This window comes from Arcicella aurantiaca (genome assembly GCF_003148625.1).
GTDB lineage: Bacteria > Bacteroidota > Bacteroidia > Cytophagales > Spirosomataceae > Arcicella > Arcicella aurantiaca.
Genome location: NZ_QGGO01000014.1, coordinates 1 through 22,441 on the forward strand (window position 1 = coordinate 1; position 22,441 = coordinate 22,441).

The window sequence follows — 22,441 nt, forward strand, 5'->3', positions numbered from 1 at the left end:
GAGCCAAGCAAAAATGGACTTTATTGAGTATGATGGAACATTAGATTTCTTTGCTAAACCTCGTAATAATACCCAAAAGTCAAACCAAAAATTTATGCCTGATGAGGCTAAAAAAATGGCAAAAAAAAGACCCATTATTGAAACGGTTATTGGACTTCAAAAGGGTGTTTTAGACTTAGAACATACTCGCCATAGGTCGGCTTTAAATGCTTTTACTCATATGTTGGCGGCTATGTGTGCCTACTCTTTTTATCAAAGAAAACCAAAAGTTTCTATTCAGACTCATAAAGCTTTGAAGCAATATAATGGATTGATAGCCGCTTGAAATCTGAAAAGTTCACGTTAATATTATGTAGCGGGCATATTTATGAATTGAGGATACACCATTTACCAATTTTCTAATAACCGATAACCACCTAATACCCTTTCACCAAATCAACATTATTGACCAACTCCTCCCCTTTTTCAAAGTGTGCTAAATTATTCAAAAAGAATACAACTTTTTCAGCACTTTCTTCTGCCCAACCACCCGATGAATGTTGGGTTAAAAGTACATTTGGCAGATTCCAAAGAGGGCTTTCCGTTGGTAAAGGTTCTATTTCTGTGACGTCTAAAACGGCTCCCAATATTTTTTCTTCTTTTAAAATTTCAATTAAAGCACTTTCATCAACTGCCGACCCTCTCCCCACATTAACGAATAATGCAGACGGTTTTAGCATATCTAAATACGTTTTATTTATCAATCCAATCGTTTCTTTTGTTTCTGGAAGGGTAGCAATTAAAATATCCGTAGTAGGAAGATAATCAGCTAATTGACTGATAGTTTTTGAGTTCAAAACAGTAGTTTTACACTCAAAGCCACTCAATAATTGTTTGGTTTTCAGTCCAATTGCTCCACTTCCTAAAATCACAACTTTTGCTTTGTGCAATAAATGGAGCGTTTCTCTGATGGGTGTACCTACCCATTCATTTTTTGTTTGTAGTCGGGTCAATTCATCAATTCTACGATAAACTGCTAAAATGCCTGCCAAAGTGGTTTCAGCAACAGATTGTCCGAAAAAGCCTTTTAAATTGGTGAGTTGAAATTGGTATTCGGTTAATTGTTGGTATGGGTCGAGTCCCGTTGAGTTTAATTGTAACCATTTCAATTGAGAACTGGTGTTTAACCAATCTAATGGCACATTTCCATAACAAATATCACAAGTTAAAAATTGTTCTTTAAGTGATTCGGATACTTCTCCATCGCCAAATATTACTTCGTATTTGGGTTCGAGTCCATCTCTAAATTGTTGATAAATAGATTCTTGAAATTTTGTGTGAATGTAAATTTTCATAAAAATATATTACTGATTTGGGGATTTTGGACGTTGATTTAGAACGCAGATTACGCAGATGCAAGCAACGCAGATTTATACAGATTTTTTGATTGTTTGAACTATGATTTTTAAGATTTAAAGATGATAAGATTTTTGAATCCGAAAATCAGTTAATCCTACAAATCCAAGTTCGGCAATTAGTATTTGAACTATGATTTTTAAGATTTGAGGATGATACCATTTTTAATCCTACAAATCCAAGTTCAGACAATTAATTCTGACATTCAAATATATTTTGTCAGTCACAAATTCTATTTTTCTGTAAGCATGGCATTGATTTCTATGTTTTCTGCCAATCTGTCATAAAAAATTCTACTGGCATTAAGATTGTTGAAATTAAGGAAAACTTAGATAAAAAACTTATTCAAATAATAAATTAATAAATAAAATGGGAAAAATTATCGGTATTGACTTAGGAACAACCAACTCTTGCGTAGCCGTAATGGAAGGTAATGAGCCAGTCGTAATCGCTAACTCAGAAGGTCGTCGTACTACACCTTCAATCGTTGCATTCTTAGATAATGGTAACGGTGAACGTAAAGTCGGAGATTCAGCCAAACGTCAGGCAATCACTAATCCTAAAAACACTATCTCTTCTATAAAGCGTTTCATGGGTAAACGTTACTCAGAGGTAGGAAGCGAACTAAAAACGATTGCTTACACTATTGAGCAAGGTTCAAACGATACTCCACGTGTTCGCATTGGCGACCGTCTTTATACTCCTCAAGAAATCTCAGCTCAGATTCTTACGAAAATGAAGCAAACTGCTGAAGATTATTTAGGACAAACTGTTACAGAAGCAGTTATTACTGTTCCTGCTTATTTTAACGATGCAGAACGTCAGGCTACGAAAGAAGCAGGACAAATTGCAGGTTTAGACGTAAAACGTATCATCAACGAACCAACTGCGGCTGCTTTAGCTTACGGTTTAGACAAAGGTGGTAAAGATATGAAAATCGCAGTATTCGACTTAGGTGGTGGTACTTTCGATATTTCAGTATTGGAATTAGGTGATGGCGTATTCGAAGTAAAATCTACTGACGGTGATACGCACTTAGGTGGTGACGACTTCGACCAAGTTATCATCGAATGGTTAGCAAACGAATTTAAAAACGACGAAGGTGTTGATTTGCGTAAAGATGCCATGGCTCTTCAACGTTTGAAAGAAGCAGCAGAAAAAGCAAAAGTAGAATTATCTTCAAGTGCTTCTACTGAAATCAATTTGCCATATATCTTCCCTGTGGACGGTATGCCTAAGCACTTAGTACGTACATTGACTCGTGCTAAATTTGAGCAATTGGCTGATTCTTTAATCCAAAGAATGTTAGAGCCTTGCCGTAGAGCAATGAAAAACTCTGGTTATTCAAACGCCGACATCGACGAAGTTATCTTAGTGGGTGGTTCAACTCGTATTCCACGTGTTGTTGAAGAAGTAGAGAAATTCTGGGGTAAAAAAGCATCTAAAGGTGTAAACCCTGACGAAGCCGTAGCAATCGGTGCAGCCGTACAAGGTGGTGTATTGACGGGTGAAGTGAAAGACGTATTATTATTAGACGTTATTCCTTTGTCATTAGGTATCGAAACAATGGGTGGTGTTTTCACGAAATTAATCGAAGCGAATACAACTATTCCTACGAAGAAATCAGAAACATTCTCAACTGCTTCTGATAACCAACCATCAGTAGAATTGAACGTATTGCAAGGTGAACGCCCAATGGCAGCCAACAACCGTTCATTAGGACGTTTCCACTTAGACGGTATTCCACCAGCACCACGTGGCGTTCCTCAAGTAGAAGTTACTTTTGACATTGACGCAAACGGTATCTTACACGTTTCGGCAAAAGACAAAGGAACAGGAAAAGAAAGCAATATCCGTATCGAAGCGTCAAGCGGTTTGACTGACGAAGAAATCGAAAGAATGCGTCAAGAAGCGAAAGCTAACGAGACAGCGGATAAAGCAGAGAAAGAAAAAATTGAAAAAATCAACCAAGCTGATTCATTGATTTTCCAAACAGAAAAACAATTAAAAGAATTTGGTGAGAAACTTTCAGAAGGTAATAAAACAGCTATCGAAGGAGCTTTAGAAGGTTTACGTTCAGCACACGGTTCACGTGATGTAGCGGCAATCGACTCAGCTTTAGAAGCCTTGAACAACGCTTGGGCAGCAGCATCACAAGAGATGTACGCACAAGGTGGACAAGAAGGACAACCAACTGGCGACGCTGGACAAACTGCCGACTCAGGTTCTTCTTCACAAGCGGAAGATGTGCCTTTTGAGGAAGTGAAGTAAGATTTAGAGTTTTAGAGTAAAACGCCCTTAGATTCGGTTCTGAGGGCGTTTTTACTATAAAATACACTTAAAGTAATATAAATATGGAAAATTTACACGATGGTATAAGAATTAAATTACTCAAAATAATCGATAAAATTCAAAATGGTAAAATTGAGGAAGATGATATAGAGTTAATTTTAATAAGACTAAGAGAACACTCGCCTAAAGACAGTATTTTTAGAGAAATAGCACATTTTATTGCACATCCTAATAGAGATAGTGGAAAAACATTTGATTCTTTGTATAATGTATATTGTAGGATGTGTGCGTATATGAAATATCAACATAATAAAGCACAATTAGACATAAGTAAACCTTTAGAAAAATGGGAATATGATTTTATAATAAATCAGATTGCAATTTGTGATTCTACTAAATTAAAATCTGAAATCAATTTAGACAAAATACAAGCCAATAGTCTAATTAAACGATGTATAATAAAAAAAAATGGCAAATATGAAGTTCAAGTTTCTGAGATAAAAAAAATAATGCCAATTTTTCGACAAGCATTCGGATTTATAAAAATCCAAGAGTTGTTCAATGGTAGTGAGATTATGGATAGTTTTATTCAAGTTTTGGAAAGTAATGAATTTAAAATTGATCGGATTAATATTTATAAATACTCTGACTTAATTTTATTGACAATTCTCATTCTTATGCATAACAGAACTTTTAAAAATGAAAATGCAATTATTGGCAAAACAATTTTAACTATTCCAAATGACGTATATGGAAATTTAGAAAATACTATTGAACTTAGAGGAGAAATAGCATTGCCACAAGGTCTAAATATAATTGTAAACTTAATCAAAATAGATATAAATGTAGAATCAATTTTATCTGGAGATTTGATAATTAGTAAAGAAATTGCAGGTGGTTACTTTACTAATGTATTTGACCAAAATGCTAATTTGACTCTTATTAGAACTAATAATCAGTATATTCTATCCAGATTAACTACTCAGTAGCCCCGCTGTTCGAGTTTAGCCATCCATGCTGTTCGAGATGTTCCGAAGGACAATCCTATTGCCGTTGTCTATTGCCGTTGTCTGTGTCTATTGCCGTTGTCTGTGTCTTCACAGACGACCATTATAGTTAGTTAAAACAAAAAAATGTAAGAAATAGTCGTATCGTCTGTGGAGACACAGACAACGGCAACAAGAACTTCCAATCCGAAGTAAAATAAAGTTCAATTAAACCTAATCACATTTTGTATAGACAAGGCAATGCTTTGTCTATACGCATTTATAGGCGTTTGAGGTATTTTGTCTGAACTACCCACTGGTTCAAGCGTCCTCGCTTGAACTCTTATTGTTTACAATCATTGCCCAGTTCTAATGATTACTAAAGAGTGGTTCAAGCGAAGACGCTTGAACCAGTGGAGAATAAACAAATTCTCTGAATTGGGATTTTTAAGATTGAAGGATTTTAGGATAAATTTTAAAATCATAAAATCCTTCAATCGAAATAATCATAGTTCAGACAATCCTTCTCTGGTTTATTGCCGTTGTCTGTGTCTTCACAGACGACCATTATAGTTAATTAAAACAAAAAATGTAAGAAATAGTCGTATCGTCTGTGGAGACACAGACAACGGCAACAAGCGTCTTCGCTTGAACTCTTATTGCTTACAATCATTACCCAGTTCAAATGCTTACTAAAGAGTGGTTCAAGCGAAGACGCTTGAACCAGTGGAGAATAAACAAATTCTCTGAATTGGGATTTTTAAGATTGAAGGATTTTAGGATAAATTTTAAAATCATAAAATCCTTCAATCGAAATAATCATAGTTCAGACAATCCTTCTCTGGTTCAAGCGAAGACGCTTGAACCAGTAGAGGCGAAGACGCTTGAACAAGTGGAGGCAAGGACGCTTGAACAAGTGGAACTGATGGCTCTTTCGGAAATCACCTCATTGTCGTAATCACCACCTTTTATTGAGGCAACTATAATTCTGATTATCAAATCATTAAAACTACATTTGTATCATTAAAATCTAAACATTAGAACAATGGCACAAATCAATCCTCACATTAACTTCAACGGAAATGCCGAAGAAGCTTTCAATTTTTATAAATCGGTATTTGGTGGAGAGTTCGTAAAGATTATGCGTTTTAAAGATTTGGCAAGTCCTGTATTTCCTGTATCAGAAAATGAAGCCAATAAAATCATGCACATTGCTTTACCAATTGGCAACAATATCTTAATGGCAAATGATGTCCCAGAATTTATGGGTAAAACCAATGAAAACGAAAACAGGTCTAAAATAGCTATTGGTGCAGAAAGTAAAGAGGAAGCCGATAATTTATTTAATGGGCTTTCAGTAGATGGGCAAATAGAAATGCCCATGACTGATAGTCCGTGGGGTTCATATTTTGGAATGTTCAGAGACAAATATGGAATTGAATGGATGATTGATTTTGATTCAAGATTAACGAAGTAAAGCGACAATGTTTAAGGACAAATCAAGAAGATATTAAAATTGTCAACATTGTTAGGCTTAGTTTTGAAATTTATTCCATTCAACACTAAATACACTGTTTAATAAGTTCTTTTGGATAATTAATCTTTCTCAAAAAACTTATTAAACAGTGTACTAAATCCTAACACCTATCTCCTAAAAGCAGAAAAAGATTTTTTGAAATTATTTCGCCAAATTTCGGTAAAAGACAAATGTGGTTCAGACAATTTCCCTCTCCACGGCTGGCTCATTTGTAAATAGTGTGTATAAAAAGTATTGGCAGAAATTCCCCATTTATTTAAAAATCTAAGTGAACCGTGTTTTTGCTTTACTTTTTTGGTTGTTTTTGAGCCAAAATGATAAAAAAGACAATCACCAATTCCGATAAAATTTCTGACACCGATAAACCATAATTTCATAGAAAAATCTGGGTCTGAATACATTCCAGGTGAAAACTCAATACTATACCCTCCTATCCGATTCCAAACATCAGCACTCACCAAACTCACAGGCCAAGACGCTCCCGACCAGTTACTACGTTTGAATTTATCCATATCGGCAATCAATTCTTTTTCTCTAAAATGCTCTAAATCATCGCCATAATCAGCAATAATAAACGGCGAATTTTGGGTTGAAGATTGGTGAGGTTCTATTAAAGTTGAAGACAAATAAAACAGATTATCAGGCATCTTTTTGATTTTTGTCATGAAAGCCGTATCCCAATGGGGTAAAGCAACCATATCATCGTTCATATAAACGATATAGGGCGTTTTTACCAACGTCGCTAATTCATTTAAAGCAGAACAAATGCCCATATTCACACTCGATTGCTTGAATTCAATATGATTTTTATTGAGCCAATCTACTACCTCCTCAGTTCCTTCATTTACATATACCAATATTTGATGTTTATAGTCGGAATACTTCCAGATACTTTCAATGCAGAGTTTTAAATAAGGAAAGTTATTCCATGTCGGAATAAGAATAGAAAATTTTTCGGTCTGCATAAGCTTTTAAGGGGTTTACTTCGGGAATACTGGTTTAGAAAAATAAATATTAATGTATCATACACGTATATACACACATGAGAAAATGGGTATTGCTTTAATTCAAAAAATATGTAAAAAAATTGTTCCACCGAATGCTTATTTTGAGACAAAAAAAATTCTAAAATTTATTTTGACCACTTACTCATTGCACAATTTTCTAAACAATAAGATTTAGGATTGAAAGTTTAGTAAGAAAATACCACAACACTGGTACAGTATTTTTATCAAAACAGTATAACACATCCAAGTACTGACGATACAGGACTTGCATAATGTAATTTTTCATCTACCTTCTCAAAAAGAAAAGTGTAGATTCATCTAAAATTTAATGCCATGAAAAAAGTAACAATAATTCTGACCGCTTCTTATTTTTTATTTGCTTGTAACGATAACTCAAAAAAAGAGATACAAGAAGCAAAGCAAATGACCATTGATTCGATGCAACAACAAGCTCAAATCAAGGAAGCGAAACAAGTTGTGATAGATTCGATGACACAAGTTGCCAACATTGAAAAAGCGAAACAAAATACCCTTGATTCCATTAAAGCTCTCAAACACAGTTCAACAAATTCGGCAAGTACAAAAGCTGAAATATCGAAACCAAACGCTTATTCATCAAGTCCGAATAGCACAGAAGAACAAACAACAACCGTTGTGAGAGCCAAAAAGAAAAAGAAGAAAATGAGTAATGTTGCTAAAGGAGCAATCATCGGGGCAGGTGTTGGAGCCTTATCAGGAGCAGTCATTTCAAGAAATAACCAACCGGGTAAAGGAGCAATCATTGGTGGTGTTATCGGAGCTGGTGTTGGTGCTGGAGCAGGGGCTGTTCTTGATAAAAAACAAAAAGGGAATTAAGGATAAATAGGTGTTGGAGTTTAAAATATGGTTTCGGAAGTATAATCTAAGTTTTCACGATTACTTAAATAGTACATTTATCAGATTTTCAATCATCAAGCTTTTAATACCAATTTTAATAATTTGATGCGTACTTTACGGAAGTCATCGTTTTGAACGACGACTTCCGTTGAGACTCAGATACGCAATAACTTTTTTAAATTAGTATAAGTCTGTATGTAGAAAGAGTAAAATCATGTTATTGCAAAAATCAGTTATTTGAAGCAATTTTAAGAAAAACTTTAACCAACACACATGAAGAAACTATTTTATTTTTGCTCAATAATTTCATTGGTGATTATTTCTTGTCAGAAAGAAACAAAAACAGAGAAAACTTCAACTGTTATTATAGACACCACTTTGGAAAATTCGGTTTGGGTCAATACGAAATACCTTCAAACTTTAGAAAAAACGAAATCCCCCTTGCAAGCAAGTGCTTTTGCGGATACCGTACTCATTGGTTTTAATGAAAAAGCTGATACTGCTTCTGTAACTTGGAATTTCCACGAAGGTTCACAATATCGTATTCAGCGAGATAAGAAAATTTTGTTTTTTAATACTTATGAAACGAAAAACACCTCTGAAATGGAAGCAAAATTTGAAGACGGAAAGTTGAAAATCGGAACTTCTTCTTTCTCAAAAGTAGATACAATTGGTTTTATTGAGAAAAAATATTGGCTTGGCAAATTCAAAAATAAAAAAGGATTTATAGAATTCTTGTCAGATGGTTCAGTGAAAGGAATAGACTCATTATCAAGTTATTATGTTTGGATTGATTATGTTACCACACAAACCGACATTGATTTAATTGACCTAAAATCGAAGAAAGAAATTTCAAAAACTTACGGATATAAAGTCAAAGAAAATGGGATTACTTTCTTTGACTTTATTTGGGAAGAAGAAGGAATGATTGGTAAAAAAGGCAAAGAGCTTTTCACGATTAAGCGAAAATAATTACTTCAATCTTGCCACCATAATACCTGTTTGCGTCTTATTTTTTGCCATATATTCAATCAAGGGTTTATCTGTTACCATCACTCGTTTAAAATCAGACGAAGCATGAAGCAGATAAACCCTTTTGTCTTGCAAACGGATAGCAAAACCTTCGTGAGAAATATCTAAACCATCAATATTGGTGGTAATACCGATAATATCACCATTCAAAAACTGATTTTCAATCTTTTTTATTTGCGTTTTGGGGATATAAGTAAAGCTTTGACTGCTGATTTTCTCTTCTATTTTTTGTATTTTTTCTTGAAGAGCAGTATTCGTAGCAAACGGATATTTATTCCAATGCGTACTCATAAAATTAATATTCTTCGACCAAGGTATCCCTCCCATTTTTGGGGTAACATCTTCTAATAAACCATCTTGCGAATGTGTATAAAGCCAATCGGAGAAATAATGAATTCGAGATTCATAACCTTTGATTAAGCCTTTATTGTAATAGCGAAGACGTTTTAAATAATACTTAAATTTATCGAAAGAAATTTCATTTTTCCGATAAGTCAAACCCATAGCAATGCAACTTTCAACGAAAGTTGAGCAATCAAATTCACGAAGATTTACAATCAATTTTTCATTTGAATTAGCATCTAATGTATGAGCTTTATAGGGACGATTTAAAAAACTTTTAGCGATATTAAGCGTAAAATCATCCAATGAAGCCCCGTTGGCATTGCTTATCTTCTTGTTATAAATTTCTTCATCATTCAATTCTTGAAAATCGTAGGTTCTTGAAGTAATTCCAAAGCATAGAAAAACACCTAACATGGTGAAATAAAAAGCCTTGCGAGTCGAAATCTGACTTGCAAGGCTTTTTGAGTATGAAATAAAATATTTTTTAGACATGAATTGATTTTTGTTCTTTTACAAACATAACGGAAAAAGCTCCGATAACCATAAAAATTCCCGCAAAAACCAGTGCATAAATGGTATTTGAGCCATAAACATACTTTACGATTAATCCGCCAAATACGCCATTGATGATTTGAGGGAAAGTGATAAAGAAGTTGAAAATTCCCATATACACCCCCATTTTCTTTAACGGAATTGCCCCTGCTAAAAGTGCATAAGGCATTGCTAAAATACTCGCCCAAGCCATTCCCACGCCAATCATACAGTATGGCAATAAGTCTGGATTTTGAATAAAGTAAATAGAAATCAAGCCTAAACCTCCACAAATCAATGAAACGGCGTGCGTTAATTTTTTCCCGATTTTAGCAGCAATTGTTGGCAACATCAAGGCATAAATGGCTGAAACACCATTATAAATACTAAAAATGTACCCAACCTGATTTCCTGCATCTTGATATGCTTTTGAAGAGTGGTCGTCGATAGCAGTTCCGTAAATATGATGAGCAATGGCTGGCGTAGAATATACCCACATAGAAAAAAGGGCAATCCAAGAGCAGAATTGTACCACGCCTAACTGTTTCATCGCCACAGGCATTGATGAAAAATCCTTGAAAATATCAGAAAGCGAATGAGTTGCTGTATCTTCTTCAAAACCCATCGCTTTTCGTTCTTCTGGAGAATATTCTTTTGTTGTTAGAACCGTCCACAAAATAGCGGCTACAAAAATCAATGCTCCCACATAAAAACTATACACCACATTATCAGGCACTTGACCTTCTGCCGCAGTTGAATCAACGCCCCATTCTGCCAAATATTTCGGTAAAGCCGAGCCTACAACTGCCCCAATACCAATCAAAAAAGTTTGAACGGAAAACCCTAAAGTATTCTGTTTTTCAGAAAGATTGTCTGCTACCAAAGCCCTAAAAGGCTCCATTGCCACATTAAAAGAAGCATCCATAATCATTAAAATACCTGCTCCAACAAAAACGGCAGGCAAAACACCTGCTAAAATTGAAGAATTAGGCATAAAAATCAAGGCGATACTCGCTAATAATGCTCCAATCAAAAAGAATGGTTTTCTTCTGCCAAATCGTCCCCAAGTATTATCTGAATAATGACCAATGATAGGTTGCACAATCATACCCGTTAGCGGTGCAGCCAACCAAAAATAGGAAAGATGCTCAACGTCAGCTCCAAAGGTTTGTAGGATTCGAGAAGCATTTCCGTTTTGCAAAGCAAAACCGAATTGGATTCCCAAAAATCCCATACTCATATTTAGTATTTGAACTAAACTTAATTGTGGCTTATTAATTGTTGTCATAAAATTTGGTTAATGGATTGGCATGAAAATTACTATTTTTTCTCCGAAATCTCATAAACCACTACCGAATTTGGCGATATTTTTAAAGAAACCGCTTTATCGGGGTCAATCGTTAACTGAGCTTTTTGATTAAATTTACCTTTGAGTGTCTTTGGCGTTTTGATGTCTAATCCCATCGCATTCCAAGCACCTTCAGGAATATTAAGATTGATATTTTGCTCCTGTGTATGATTGAAATTACAAACAAACAACAATTTCTGTTTGCCAGAATATCTCAAATAACTATATACTTTTCTACGGTCGTAGCCTTCACCTTGAACGTATTGCAAATCATAAAATTCTCCCGATTTCACGGCATCTGAAGTATTGACAAATTTTAATAAATCACCATAAAACTCTCTCAAATATTTTTGATTTGGCGTTAATTGTCCTCCATCGAATTTACCATTATTCATCCATGCTTGATGTGCTTTAACTCCCCAAAAATCAAACATTGTCGTTCTATCGTCTGCTTGATTAAATCCTTCTCTATCGTCGGCACTCTCTCCTACTTCCTGACCAAAATAAATCATCAAAGGTCCCGAATGTAAAGTTGCCGTTACCACCATGGCAGGAATAACAGCAAATGGGTCGCCTTTCGCAAAGGCAGGAGAATTAATGCGTTGTTCATCGTGATTTTCCAAGAAACGAAGCATATTTTGAGAAATATCCCCTGATTCATTTTGCCAAACACGAGTAATATCTTCAACAGTTGCTTCTGGTTTTTGCTCAACTAAACGTCTCAGAGCATCATATAAACCAACTTTATCGTATAAATAATCAAAGCCACCCACTTTAATATAATTGTGATATTCTCTCGGATTGTAGATTTCAGCGATAAAAATAGTATTCGGGAAATCCTTTTTAACTTCAGTTGTTGCATACTTCCAAAACTCAACAGGCACCATTTCAGCCATATCACAACGGAAACCATCAACGCCTTTCGCAGCCCAATATTTTAGAACACCTACCATTTTAATCCAAGTAGTTGGAATTGGTGAAAAATGAGTTTGTCTTCCGTGTAAAATATCAACGCCATAATTCAATTTTACTGTTTCAAACCAATCGTCAATCGTTGGTTTTGGAGTAAAAACATCATTTCCAGAAACTTTTGCAGGTTTTTCAACATAAGGAGCATCTGCTTTCACAGGCGAAACCACACCTTCTGGAATTTGAAATTGTGTATTCGGTAAATAATAAAAGCTATTGTATGGTGCAAATGCTTTTGATTTATCATCGTCCTCTCCAAAATCTTTAATACTTTCAGGCTTCATATCTGAATGATAAACACGAGCCAAATGGTTAGGTACACAATCCATGACCATTTTCAAACCATTTTTATGCACTCTATCCAACATCGCCTCAAATTCATCCATTCTTTTCTTTGGATTTGTAGCAAAAAATGGATTGACATCATAATAATCTTTAATGGCAAATGGCGAACCACAACGACCTTTTACAACGTCTGGGTGGTCTTTGGGAATCCCTAAAGCCGTTAAATCTTCCATGGTTGCGTGTTCAATCAAACCTGTCATATACAAGTGCGAATAACCAAAGTCTTTCAACTTTTTGAGGGCTAAATCGTTAACATCTTTAAATTTAGTTACACCATTTTCCTCAGCAGAACCATTCATTTTGTTGGTAGTATTTTTATTACCCCACAAATGAAAAAGCATCTGATAAACAACCAATTTATCGTTCTTGATTGCAGTCGTTTTCTTGCTGGAAGGCTTGGTGCTTTTCGCAGTTAAAGAGTCCTTTACAGTTGTTTGTTTTACAGTGGTTTTAGCCATGGATACCTTAGGATTTGTTTTTTTTGATGAATCAATGCTTGATTTTACATTTTTTTTAGTGGTCGATGCAACCTTTACGCTTGTTTTTACTGACTGGGTTGGATTAGTTTTTTGAACTGATTTTGGATTTGTGGTTTGAGCAAAAATCATTGCAGGAGCATTCAAAATCACAAAAAACACCATCGAGGGTAGGTATTTGTGAATCATTATTAAGAGTTTTTTAGGGTTAAATAGAGTTACCTTCCACCTTAATTTTAAATTTATCTTCAAAAGTAAGCATCATTTTTCTATGATAAAATACTGCTTATGCTTTATTTTGAAGTTAGGAATTAGTATTTAGGGTTTAGGGCTTACTAAAACCTTTGTGGTTAATCCTTCAATTGAATGGTTTTCTAAATCCTACATAATATCCATTAACCATCCATTTTTAAAAACAATGAAAAAAAATCTCCTCTTCTGGATAATTGTCTGGGCAATTTCCTTTCCTTTTACTCAATTTGGGCAAACGCCTTCTGTTCAAAGGGTTAATCCAACAAATTGGTACGTTGGCATGAAAAATCCGAAACTTCAATTGTTAGTTTACGGCAAAAATATTGCTGATTGTGATGTAAAAATCAATTATCAAGGGGTTTCTTTAGACAAGGTCAACAAGGTTGAAAATCCCAATTATTTATTCTTAGACCTTACCATTTCCCCTGAAACTAAGGCTGGACAAATGGATATTGAGTTGTCAAAAACGATAAAAATTCAAAAAGGGAAAAAGAAATTTATTGACCAAATTGTTAAAATTACTCAACCTTTTCAATTACAAAACAGAACAAAAAAACCTCAAGTAATTGATTCAAAAGACTTTATTTATCTTATTCTTCCTGACCGTTTTTCAAATGGCGACCCTTCAAATGATAAATTTGCAGATATGGCAGATACGCAAGCCGACCGCTCAAATCCGTATTTACGTCATGGAGGCGACCTTTTGGGTATTCAAAATCATTTAGATTATTTCAAAGAATTGGGCGTTACTACACTTTGGTTAAACCCTGTCATTGAAAATGACCAACCACAAACCAAAGAAGGCGATGCCATGCGTTCGGCGTATCATGGTTATGGTTTTACTGACCAATATAATGTTGACCGACGTTTGGGAGGAAATGAAGCCTACAAAAAATTGATTGACGCTGCTCATGCCAAAGGTTTAAAAGTCATTCAAGATGCCGTTTACAATCACGTTGGAATTAATCATTGGATTTTGAAGGATTTACCGATGAAAAATTGGTTAAATCAATGGGATACATACACCAATACTTCTTACCGAGATGAACCTGTTGTAGATATTACACACGGCAATAAGGCAGATTTTAATGTGATGCAAAACGGTTGGTTTGTGCCTTTTTTGCCAGATTTGAATCAAAAAAACGAATTTGTAGCTAATTATTTACTTCAACACGCACTTTGGACGGTTGAAAATTTTGGTATTGATGGTTGGAGAGTTGATACTTACCAATACAATGATTTGCCTTTCATGAATCGTGTGAATGATGCCCTTGAAGCAGAATATCCTAAAATATTTATTACAGGTGAGAATGCCGTACAAAGTATTTATTCTCAGGCATTTTATGTAAAAAATAACATTAATCTGCCTTTCAAAAGTAATTTGCCTTCGCCAAATGACTTTGTGCTTGCCAATGCTATTAATGATGCTTTGAAGGAAGATTTCAATTGGGGAAAAGGTTTCAATCGTCTTTATTCAACTTTAGCGGCTGATGCACTTTATCAGGACTCAAATTTGAATATGACTTTTGTTGATAATCACGACCAAGACAGATATTTTTCTGTTATTGGTGAAGATTTGAATAAGTATAAATTAGGACTTGGCTTTTTATTGACAACTCGGGGCGTTCCACATTTATACTACGGAACAGAAAATTTGACAAAAAACTTCAAAAATCCTTCAGATGCTGAAGTCCGTAAAGATTTTGAAGGCGGTTGGGCTGACGATAAAGTAAATAAATTTGTAGCTTCTGGAAGAACTGAAAAAGAGAATGAAGCCTTTGAATTTGTTAAGAAAATCGCTAATTATCGTAAAAACAGTGAAGCAATTACCACAGGAAAATTAACCCAATATTTACCACAAGACGGTATTTATGTATATTTCAGACATACTACTGACAAAACCGTCATGGTAATTATGAGTCAGAGTAAAGAAGAAAAAACACTTGATACGAAACGATTTGCAGAAAATATCGGAGGTTTTTCTTCCGCAAAAAATATCATGACAGATGCTACTATTTCAGATTTAAAATCTCTGAAAATTCCAGCGATGTCATTCACTTTACTTGAACTTCAAAAATAAAATAATGAGAAATACAAAAGCGTGTCTTTTCGACTTGGATGGTGTTATTGTCGATACCGCAGTTTATCACTTCCAAGCATGGAGACGATTGGCAAATGAATTAGGTTTTGATTTTACAGAACACCAAAATGAACAATTAAAAGGCATTTCAAGAATGGAATCCTTAGAATTAATCCTCGGTTGGGGCAATGTTACACTTTCGGAAGAGGAAAAAGTAGCATGGGCAACTCGCAAAAATGCTTGGTACTTAGACTTAGTAATGCAAATGACTCCCGATGAAGTGCTAAAAGGTGTTCCTGAGTTTTTGACCAGTTTGAGAGCCGATAACATCAAAATAGCTTTGGGTTCGGCAAGTAAAAATTCAAAATTGATTCTTGAAAGAATTAATATGTTAGACTATTTCGATGCCATCATCGACGGTAATAATATCACCAAAGGAAAACCCGACCCACAGGTATTTTTAATGGGTGCAGAAGCAACAGACTGTAAACCAGAAGAATGTGTGGTTTTTGAAGATGCCGTCGCAGGTGTACAAGCAGGAAAAGCAGGTGGCATGAAAGTGATTGGCGTTGGTTCAGCAGATATTCTTAACGAAGCAGATTTTGTGATTGCAGGATTTGAAGAAATGACTATTGACAGATTGTTTTAAAATTAGCTATCTGAAAATAATACAAAAAACACCTTAGCACAGCAAAATATCTTATGGTAATTTAATTTAATTTCGCAGGAAATGAAAAACTACAAATAAGAAATAGAATTTTTCCAATATTTTCGTGCGAAATATGGATTATTCTTATTGTTAATCTAAGAGTTTTGTTTACTTTGCCATTAACCATTTTATGATAATACAATGAAAAACTATCTAAAACACGATGAATGGTGCATCATCGAAGAAGGCTTCCATCGTGAATACAACGAAATTACGGAGTCCGTTTGCTCCTTAGGCAATGGACGAATGGGACAACGTGGTAATTTTGAAGAGACTTTCACAGGAAAAACTTTGCAAGGTAACTATGTAGCAGGCGTTTATTATCCAGATAAAACTCGTGTAGGCTGGTGGAAAAACGGGTATCCTGAATACTTCGCAAAAGTGCTAAATGCAGCCAATTGGATTGGAATAAAAGTAGAAATTGAAGACGAAATTTTAGATTTAAACACTTGCGAAGTCAATGATTTTACACGTGTTTTGAATATGAAGGACGGTTATTTAGAACGTTCTTTTACAGCTACATTAAAGTCAGGAAAGCAAGTTAGAGTTAATTCAAAGAGAATCAATTCTATTGTTGATGACGAATCTGGTGTAATTCGCTACTCGATAACTCCCATAAATTTTGATGGTAAAATTGTTTTAACTCCTTTTATCGACGGAGACATTAAAAACAAAGATGCCAATTACGACGAGAAATTTTGGGAGGAAATTCAAAAAGAAACGGCTTTTGCAGAAGGTTATATTGAGCTAAAAACTAAAAAAACTGGATTTCATGTATTGACAGGTCAGCGTTTTGAGATTTTTCAAAATGGGAAATCAGTTGATTTTCAAGGATTTCCAATCAAAGCAGAGAAATTTGTGGCGAGTCAAGTTACCTTAAACGTTACTGCCAACGAAGAAACAGTTTTGGTAAAATATGCTTGTAATTTATCTTCTGAAAACCATCATGTAGATGATTTATTGTTGAAATCTAAAGCGTATTTAAAGAGAATCGCTGCGAAAGGTTTTGACAAAATGGTAGCCGAACAAGCTGAAAAATGGGCTTCTAAATGGGAAATGAACGACATCATGATTGAGGGCGACGTTGCTGCTCAACAAGGAATTCGTTTCAATATTTTCCAAATGAACCAAACCTACACAGGTGAAGATGCTCGTTTGAATATTGGTCCAAAAGGATTTACGGGTGAAAAATACGGAGGCTCAACTTATTGGGATACAGAAGCTTATTGTATTCCGTTCTATTTGGCAACTGCCGACCAACAAGTTTCTCGTAATTTATTGGTTTACAGATGGAAACAATTAGGAAAAGCTATTGAAAATGCTCAAAAATTAGGTTTCAAAGACGGTGCGGCGTTATATCCAATGGTTACCATGAATGGTGAGGAATGTCACAACGAATGGGAAATCACTTTTGAGGAAATCCACCGAAATGGAGCAATCGCTTATGCAATTTATGATTATGTAAATTATACAGGCGATAAGAAATATTTAGCAGAATACGGTTTTGAGGTACTTTTAGGCATTGCCAGATTCTGGGCTCAACGTGTCAATTGGTCGGAAGCGAAGAAACAGTACGTAATGTTAGGCGTAACAGGTCCAAACGAATACGAAAATAACGTAAACAATAACTTCTATACCAACTATTTTGCCGTTTGGTGTTTGAAATATGTTATTGAAGCAACAGAATACATCAAATCAACAGATGAAGCTCGTTTTAATGAATTAGCGACCATCACTAATTTTGATGAAACCAACGAATTTGGGAAGTTTCAGCATATTATTGAAAATATGTATTTCCCTGCAAGCGAAGAATTAGGCGTTTATTTACAACAAGATGGCTTCTTAGACAAAGAACTTATCCAAGTAAAAGATTTGCCAGCTGCTGAAAGACCAATTAACCAAAAATGGTCGTGGGATAGAATTTTGCGTTCATGTTTTATCAAACAAGCTGACGTTTTACAAGGAATGTATTTCTTTGAAGATGATTTTGATTTGGCGACTATCAAGCGTAATTATGATTTCTACGAACCAATGACTGTTCATGAATCATCTTTAAGTCCTTGCGTTCACTCCATTTTGGCAGCAAAATTAGGCGATAAAGCTCGTTCTTATGAATTCTATAATCGTGCGGCTCGTTTGGATTTGGACGATTATAACAACGATACAGAAGACGGATGTCATATTACCTCAATGGCAGGAACTTGGATGTCACTTGTAAAAGGATTTGGCGGAATGCGAGTTAGAGACGAAAAAGCATACTTCTCTCCTTTCGTTCCAGAAAATTGGGCTTCATTTTCATTTAAAGTACGTTTTGGCGGAAATCTGTTGAATATCAAAACTACGTCTGACGAAGTAATTATTGAAAATTTAGCAGGTGGTGATACAAGCATTTTCTTATACGGCGAAGAACAAGTTTTAGCAGAAAAATCAACACTTACCGTTGAACAAAAAGATGCAGTAGCTGTGTAAGTGGTTAATAGAAATTGGTTTTATAAATAATTCCGTTACTAAGAATACTTGTTAAAATAACGAACCATATTTGTGTTGGATTAACTTCCCGAAAGTTTTAAACTTTCGGGAAGTTAGACAATAAATAACTGGAATTTTAAGTGATTGAGCAAAAGTTATCGTGTTTATCAAATATCGCTTATTGGGGCATTGATTGCACTAATTACCATTGAAACACTCGAAAATTTTTGCTCGACTACTTAAATCTACAATTTCCAAAAACTAAAAAAGCCCCAAATTGGGGCTTTTTTAGTTTTCAGAATCAAGAATTATACTTTCTCACCTTGAGCTAATTGAATATCTGGAATCGAGGTATCGTCCAAACTAACACGTCCTCTTTCTTTTCTTACAATTCGTGAATATAAACCAACTTCTTGGCTAAATAAGAAAGTGAAAAGCAATTTCACAAAAGAAGTATGATACAATAAGTTGTCATAAAATTCTGGTGCTGCTGCTTTCAATTTTGGCAAATTATTCCAAGGTACTGACGGCATATCGTGGTGTTCGTTGTGGTATCCAACATTCATGTTAATTCCGTTCAATCCGCCATAATAGCTATAAGTTTCTTGATTTTTATCCAACACTAAATAATGCTCCTGAATCCATCTTGCTCCAAGCGGGTGCAAACCTACTGAGAACATAAAACTTGCTCCCATATAACCCAATGCAGACCATCCCCAGAAATAAACAATAACGGCATCAAAAGCAATTTGAGCAATAATATTCATAACAACCCATTTATCAAAAATGGCTAACTCTAAACAACGAAGAGTACGAATTGCTTGAAAAATTGGGAAAAATAATAACCAAAGAGCCTTACCAATAAAATAATTATTAATCAATTTTGCTTCCCATTGGTCTGGAAGGTCAGCGTCTAATTCATGAACTCCTTGAAAAGCATGGTGTTTCAAGTGGAAGTTTTTGAAAGAAATTGCCGTTGGTGCTAACGAAGGAAAATTTGCTACAATTCCCGCATAAATATTCCAAGATGGCTTTTTGAAAATTAAGTTATGGGCTGCTTCGTGAATACAAATGAACAAAGTATGAACTGGAAAAGCTCCAATAAACCATGCTGCAGCTAAGATAATATACCAAGCTTGGTCTTTCACTAAATATGCCATAACAAGTTGGATTGCTACACAGGCAAGAATCCAAACCATAGTCATAGGGTTTTTAGTGATAAGTTTTTTTACTTCTGGGTGAGCTTTTAAAATTTCTCTTGTACGAATACGGTGTGGTTCTACACCTTCAACGTAGGTAAAGTCTTGTTGATATGCCATTGACAATTTGGTTAAATGTTTATGAATAAGGATTTAATGGTCATCTTAAAAAAATCCCACAAATATACATCGAACAGAGCGTTTTATCAATTTGTTTAACAAATAATACAATTTTTGAAAATGATTTGACTATTTAGTAACTGGTCGGTTTTGTTTATTAAGTGGTTACTAACTAATGCTTTGAAATTCAGAATTTTGTAATGAATAAAACGTACTATTATTTACAAATTTAAGACATAAACAGTTTTTTTCAATTTAGGTCTAATTAGTTTTTTTATTGATAATAATCATACGTTTTGCTCCAATATTTTTCAATTTATTACAAAAATTACCTTAAACTTAATAAACCCAGTAATCATGAAAACACAATTCAAGTTTCCCAAATTAACGCTACTTTTAGCTACAACTGCTTTTATTTTAAACTATGGTTGTAAGTCCAATTCTGTTACACCTTCAGTTGATGCCTGTGCGGCTAACGCAGAATTAGTAAGTAAAGCTGCCACTACTTTTTCAAATTCACCTACAAAAGCCAACTGTGAGGCTTATTTAGCATCAGTAAACACATACCTTGACAGTTGCCCCGGATTAACAACCGCACAAAGAGCAGATTACAAAGCACAAATTGCAGCCACTAAATGTCAATAAATACCAAAGAGGTAAGTTGAAGAAATTTCCCTACAACTTACCTCTTTATCAGTATTGGTTGAACCAAATACTTAATACCACCAATTACTCTTTTCTTGTTGATTATTAATGAGTAAGGTTTTTTGCTTCAAAAATTTATTAAATCTTTCTGCATTTACTTCGGGCAATAAAGAATTAATTGCGATGTCATTAATTGTCAATCTTTTGACGTTTATTTTTTCCGAAATCTGCAATGCTTCATCGTTGCTTCCAGCAAAAATTGCCACACTGTCTTCAAAACTCAATTCATTTACTTGAGCAATTTCATCGGCATTAAAAAACGTAATAACAGGTAGTAAAGGTGCTAAATGTTCTTCTTTTAGCAGTTTCATCGACGGCGTAACATTAATTAAAACTGTTGGGCGACAATAATTTCCTCCACCTAATATTTCACATTCTCTGCCTCCTGCTTTGATAATCGCTCCTTTATTGATGGCATCAGCTAATAATTCGTTGATTTTTTCTACTTGCTTTTCGGCAATGATTGGTCCTATTTGTCCATTCTCTACATTTGGAAAAGTATATTCTAACAAGTTAGCTTTACCAACCAATCGAGAGAGAAATTGATGATAAATATTTCGATGTACATAAATACTTTCGATAGAATTGCATGATTGTCCTGCATTAAAAGCACATCCCCACACTATGGCAGAGGTTGCACGTTCAATCTCAGCAGACTCAGTTACAATAGCAATATTTTTTCCACCAAGTTCTAAATCCACAGGATTCAAAGATTCATTGGCAACATTTAAAATATCCTTAGCCGAATTTTTTGCCCCTGTAAAACAGATTTTATCACACAATTTAGTCAGTCCGATAACTGTTTCTGCATCTCCATGCGTAAAAGATAAGACCTCTATCATTTGAGGTAATTCTGCGAATGAATTAATCAAAACTTCGGTAAATCTGGGTGTTAATTCAGACGGTTTTACAATCACACTACATCCGCTTAATAATGCAGGTATTGTATCCAAAACAGCATAAAATAAAGGAAACGTAGATGGAGAAACAATTCCTATTACTCGATAAGGCACAAATTGAACCTCTTTGTTGAGCGACGTAATAGATGATACGCCCAAAACTGGTTTTTCAAAAAAAATCTTTGCTAAATCACACCATTGGTCAATTGAATTTAACAAAAAATCAACTTCAATCTGGGTTTCTAAATTTCTGCCTGTATCAATCGTAAGAGCTTCTATTAACAACTCCTTTTGTTCTTCAAGCGTGTTCTTCCAAGCTCTAAGTGTTTCAATTCTAAAGTCTAAAGTTTGATTTTGCCATTCGTCTTGAGCTTGTCTCAACTCATAAATTTTACTTTCTAATTCTTCAAGACTAAGTGGAAAAATTTCATAATCGAACTCTCCAGTTCGTGGATTTCGTACATTCATCTACTAATAATTTTAGATATAAACTGGATGTCAAAACATCTTTATTTTATTGTTTATTATTTCATAACCATTCTTCCGATAAACAAAGTTATGATTAAAGTTACTACACAAAGCAATATTATTGTTTCCAACCATATATTTATCAAAAATATCCTGAGTAATGGGTATTTTGAAAACATAGCAGAGTTACCGTTGAAAAAATCCGCTATTTGCAGCCGAAAAGATATTGTTTTACAACATTAAAACACTTCCTACGAAGGTCAATTATCATTTTGGCATTCCATTTGTCTAATCAATATCAAAAAGAGAAGAAAATAAAAAGACAAAAATTAACATCAATGATGCTGATTCAGAAATTTGACCCTTCGCAATGGTAAATTCGGTTGTCAATGAAGGAAAAC

General features: G+C 34.6%; 18 protein-coding genes. 11 read left to right on the forward strand and 7 right to left on the reverse strand.

Going from position 1 to position 22,441, the window contains the following annotated elements; all coding sequences use genetic code 11:
• Positions 1-325, forward strand: a 325-nt coding sequence (locus LV89_RS13705; protein ID WP_310588786.1) for a transposase, incomplete at its 5' end; no start/stop codon positions are given.
• 91 nt (positions 326-416) lie between these two features.
• On the opposite strand, the gene LV89_RS13710 is transcribed toward LV89_RS13705, so the two are convergent.
• Entirely contained in the window at positions 417-1,334 is a 918-nt protein-coding gene (locus LV89_RS13710) for a D-2-hydroxyacid dehydrogenase (protein ID WP_109743478.1), read from the reverse strand.
• 430 nt (positions 1,335-1,764) lie between these two features.
• On the opposite strand from LV89_RS13710, the gene dnaK reads away from it, so the two are divergent.
• From dnaK to LV89_RS13730, 4 genes are all read left to right on the forward strand, one after another.
• Complete coding sequence (gene dnaK, locus LV89_RS13715) at positions 1,765-3,666, forward strand: molecular chaperone DnaK (protein WP_109743479.1); 1,902 nt, start codon at positions 1,765-1,767, stop codon at positions 3,664-3,666.
• A gap of 83 nt (positions 3,667-3,749) precedes the next feature.
• Complete coding sequence (locus tag LV89_RS13720; protein ID WP_109743480.1) at positions 3,750-4,676, forward strand: hypothetical protein; 927 nt, start codon at positions 3,750-3,752, stop codon at positions 4,674-4,676.
• 682 nt (positions 4,677-5,358) lie between these two features.
• Complete coding sequence (locus LV89_RS13725; RefSeq protein WP_109743481.1) at positions 5,359-5,631, forward strand: hypothetical protein; 273 nt, start codon at positions 5,359-5,361, stop codon at positions 5,629-5,631.
• A gap of 87 nt (positions 5,632-5,718) precedes the next feature.
• Entirely contained in the window at positions 5,719-6,150 is a 432-nt protein-coding gene (locus tag LV89_RS13730; RefSeq protein WP_109743482.1) for a VOC family protein, read from the forward strand.
• 167 nt (positions 6,151-6,317) lie between these two features.
• Here LV89_RS13730 and LV89_RS13735 read toward each other — a convergent pair whose 3' ends face one another.
• On the reverse strand, positions 6,318-7,175 hold the full coding sequence (locus LV89_RS13735) for a glycosyltransferase family 2 protein (RefSeq protein WP_109743483.1): 858 nt from the start codon (positions 7,173-7,175) through the stop codon (positions 6,318-6,320).
• Positions 7,176-7,550: 375 nt separating this feature from the next.
• Here LV89_RS13735 and LV89_RS13740 point away from each other — a divergent pair, with 375 nt between their 5' ends.
• Both LV89_RS13740 and LV89_RS13745 read left to right on the forward strand, forming a co-directional pair.
• Positions 7,551-8,072: a YMGG-like glycine zipper-containing protein gene (locus LV89_RS13740; protein WP_109743484.1), complete on the forward strand. Its 522-nt coding sequence runs from the start codon at positions 7,551-7,553 to the stop codon at positions 8,070-8,072.
• 294 nt (positions 8,073-8,366) lie between these two features.
• Positions 8,367-9,065 carry a hypothetical protein gene (locus LV89_RS13745; RefSeq protein WP_109743485.1) on the forward strand — a complete coding sequence of 233 codons (699 nt, stop codon included), beginning with the start codon at positions 8,367-8,369 and terminating at the stop codon, positions 9,063-9,065.
• Here the strand turns inward: LV89_RS13745 and LV89_RS13750 are convergent, their stop codons facing one another.
• From LV89_RS13750 to LV89_RS13760, 3 genes are read right to left on the reverse strand one after another with little or no spacing between them, the layout of a single operon-like run.
• Positions 9,066-9,962 carry an N-acetylmuramoyl-L-alanine amidase-like domain-containing protein gene (locus LV89_RS13750; RefSeq protein WP_109743486.1) on the reverse strand — a complete coding sequence of 299 codons (897 nt, stop codon included), beginning with the start codon at positions 9,960-9,962 and terminating at the stop codon, positions 9,066-9,068.
• Positions 9,955-11,289, reverse strand: a complete 1,335-nt coding sequence (locus tag LV89_RS13755; protein ID WP_109743487.1) for an MFS transporter — start codon at positions 11,287-11,289, stop codon at positions 9,955-9,957. Before LV89_RS13755 ends, LV89_RS13750 begins: the two co-directional genes overlap by 8 nt.
• A gap of 32 nt (positions 11,290-11,321) precedes the next feature.
• Positions 11,322-13,328, reverse strand: coding sequence for an alpha-amylase family glycosyl hydrolase (locus LV89_RS13760; protein ID WP_229201518.1), 2,007 nt, complete (start codon positions 13,326-13,328; stop codon positions 11,322-11,324).
• Between the two features lie 229 nt (positions 13,329-13,557).
• Between LV89_RS13760 and LV89_RS13765 the strand changes: the two genes are divergently transcribed.
• The 3 genes from LV89_RS13765 to LV89_RS13775 all read left to right on the forward strand — a co-directional run bounded on the left by LV89_RS13765 (position 13,558) and on the right by LV89_RS13775 (position 18,649).
• On the forward strand, positions 13,558-15,471 hold the full coding sequence (locus LV89_RS13765) for an alpha-amylase family glycosyl hydrolase (protein WP_109743488.1): 1,914 nt from the start codon (positions 13,558-13,560) through the stop codon (positions 15,469-15,471).
• Between the two features lie 4 nt (positions 15,472-15,475).
• Positions 15,476-16,120: a beta-phosphoglucomutase gene (pgmB, locus tag LV89_RS13770; RefSeq protein WP_109743593.1), complete on the forward strand. Its 645-nt coding sequence runs from the start codon at positions 15,476-15,478 to the stop codon at positions 16,118-16,120.
• A gap of 201 nt (positions 16,121-16,321) precedes the next feature.
• Complete coding sequence (locus tag LV89_RS13775; RefSeq protein ID WP_109743489.1) at positions 16,322-18,649, forward strand: glycoside hydrolase family 65 protein; 2,328 nt, start codon at positions 16,322-16,324, stop codon at positions 18,647-18,649.
• A 308-nt stretch (positions 18,650-18,957) separates the two neighbouring features.
• Here the strand turns inward: LV89_RS13775 and LV89_RS13780 are convergent, their stop codons facing one another.
• Positions 18,958-19,968, reverse strand: a complete 1,011-nt coding sequence (locus tag LV89_RS13780) for a fatty acid desaturase (protein ID WP_109743490.1) — start codon at positions 19,966-19,968, stop codon at positions 18,958-18,960.
• A gap of 357 nt (positions 19,969-20,325) precedes the next feature.
• Between LV89_RS13780 and LV89_RS13785 the strand changes: the two genes are divergently transcribed.
• Entirely contained in the window at positions 20,326-20,613 is a 288-nt protein-coding gene (locus LV89_RS13785) for a hypothetical protein (RefSeq protein ID WP_109743491.1), read from the forward strand.
• Positions 20,614-20,684: 71 nt separating this feature from the next.
• Here LV89_RS13785 and LV89_RS13790 read toward each other — a convergent pair whose 3' ends face one another.
• Positions 20,685-22,040 (reverse strand): aldehyde dehydrogenase family protein, encoded by a 1,356-nt coding sequence (locus LV89_RS13790; RefSeq protein ID WP_109743492.1) that lies wholly within the window; start codon positions 22,038-22,040, stop codon positions 20,685-20,687.
• Positions 22,041-22,441: the final 401 nt, after the last annotated feature.

What these genes read in the sequence shown, in the direction of transcription:
- LV89_RS13710 (WP_109743478.1), bottom strand. Translation starts at nt 1,334, where the DNA reads ATGAAAATTTACATTCACACAAAATTTCAAGAATCTATTTATCAACAA.
- dnaK (WP_109743479.1), top strand. Translation starts at nt 1,765, where the DNA reads ATGGGAAAAATTATCGGTATTGACTTAGGAACAACCAACTCTTGCGTA.
- LV89_RS13720 (WP_109743480.1), top strand. Translation starts at nt 3,750, where the DNA reads ATGGAAAATTTACACGATGGTATAAGAATTAAATTACTCAAAATAATC.
- LV89_RS13725 (WP_109743481.1), top strand. Translation starts at nt 5,359, where the DNA reads ATGCTTACTAAAGAGTGGTTCAAGCGAAGACGCTTGAACCAGTGGAGA.
- LV89_RS13730 (WP_109743482.1), top strand. Translation starts at nt 5,719, where the DNA reads ATGGCACAAATCAATCCTCACATTAACTTCAACGGAAATGCCGAAGAA.
- LV89_RS13735 (WP_109743483.1), bottom strand. Translation starts at nt 7,175, where the DNA reads ATGCAGACCGAAAAATTTTCTATTCTTATTCCGACATGGAATAACTTT.
- LV89_RS13740 (WP_109743484.1), top strand. Translation starts at nt 7,551, where the DNA reads ATGAAAAAAGTAACAATAATTCTGACCGCTTCTTATTTTTTATTTGCT.
- LV89_RS13745 (WP_109743485.1), top strand. Translation starts at nt 8,367, where the DNA reads ATGAAGAAACTATTTTATTTTTGCTCAATAATTTCATTGGTGATTATT.
- LV89_RS13750 (WP_109743486.1), bottom strand. Translation starts at nt 9,962, where the DNA reads ATGTCTAAAAAATATTTTATTTCATACTCAAAAAGCCTTGCAAGTCAG.
- LV89_RS13755 (WP_109743487.1), bottom strand. Translation starts at nt 11,289, where the DNA reads ATGACAACAATTAATAAGCCACAATTAAGTTTAGTTCAAATACTAAAT.
- LV89_RS13760 (WP_229201518.1), bottom strand. Translation starts at nt 13,328, where the DNA reads ATGATTCACAAATACCTACCCTCGATGGTGTTTTTTGTGATTTTGAAT.
- LV89_RS13765 (WP_109743488.1), top strand. Translation starts at nt 13,558, where the DNA reads ATGAAAAAAAATCTCCTCTTCTGGATAATTGTCTGGGCAATTTCCTTT.
- pgmB (WP_109743593.1), top strand. Translation starts at nt 15,476, where the DNA reads ATGAGAAATACAAAAGCGTGTCTTTTCGACTTGGATGGTGTTATTGTC.
- LV89_RS13775 (WP_109743489.1), top strand. Translation starts at nt 16,322, where the DNA reads ATGAAAAACTATCTAAAACACGATGAATGGTGCATCATCGAAGAAGGC.
- LV89_RS13780 (WP_109743490.1), bottom strand. Translation starts at nt 19,968, where the DNA reads ATGGCATATCAACAAGACTTTACCTACGTTGAAGGTGTAGAACCACAC.
- LV89_RS13785 (WP_109743491.1), top strand. Translation starts at nt 20,326, where the DNA reads ATGAAAACACAATTCAAGTTTCCCAAATTAACGCTACTTTTAGCTACA.
- LV89_RS13790 (WP_109743492.1), bottom strand. Translation starts at nt 22,040, where the DNA reads ATGAATGTACGAAATCCACGAACTGGAGAGTTCGATTATGAAATTTTT.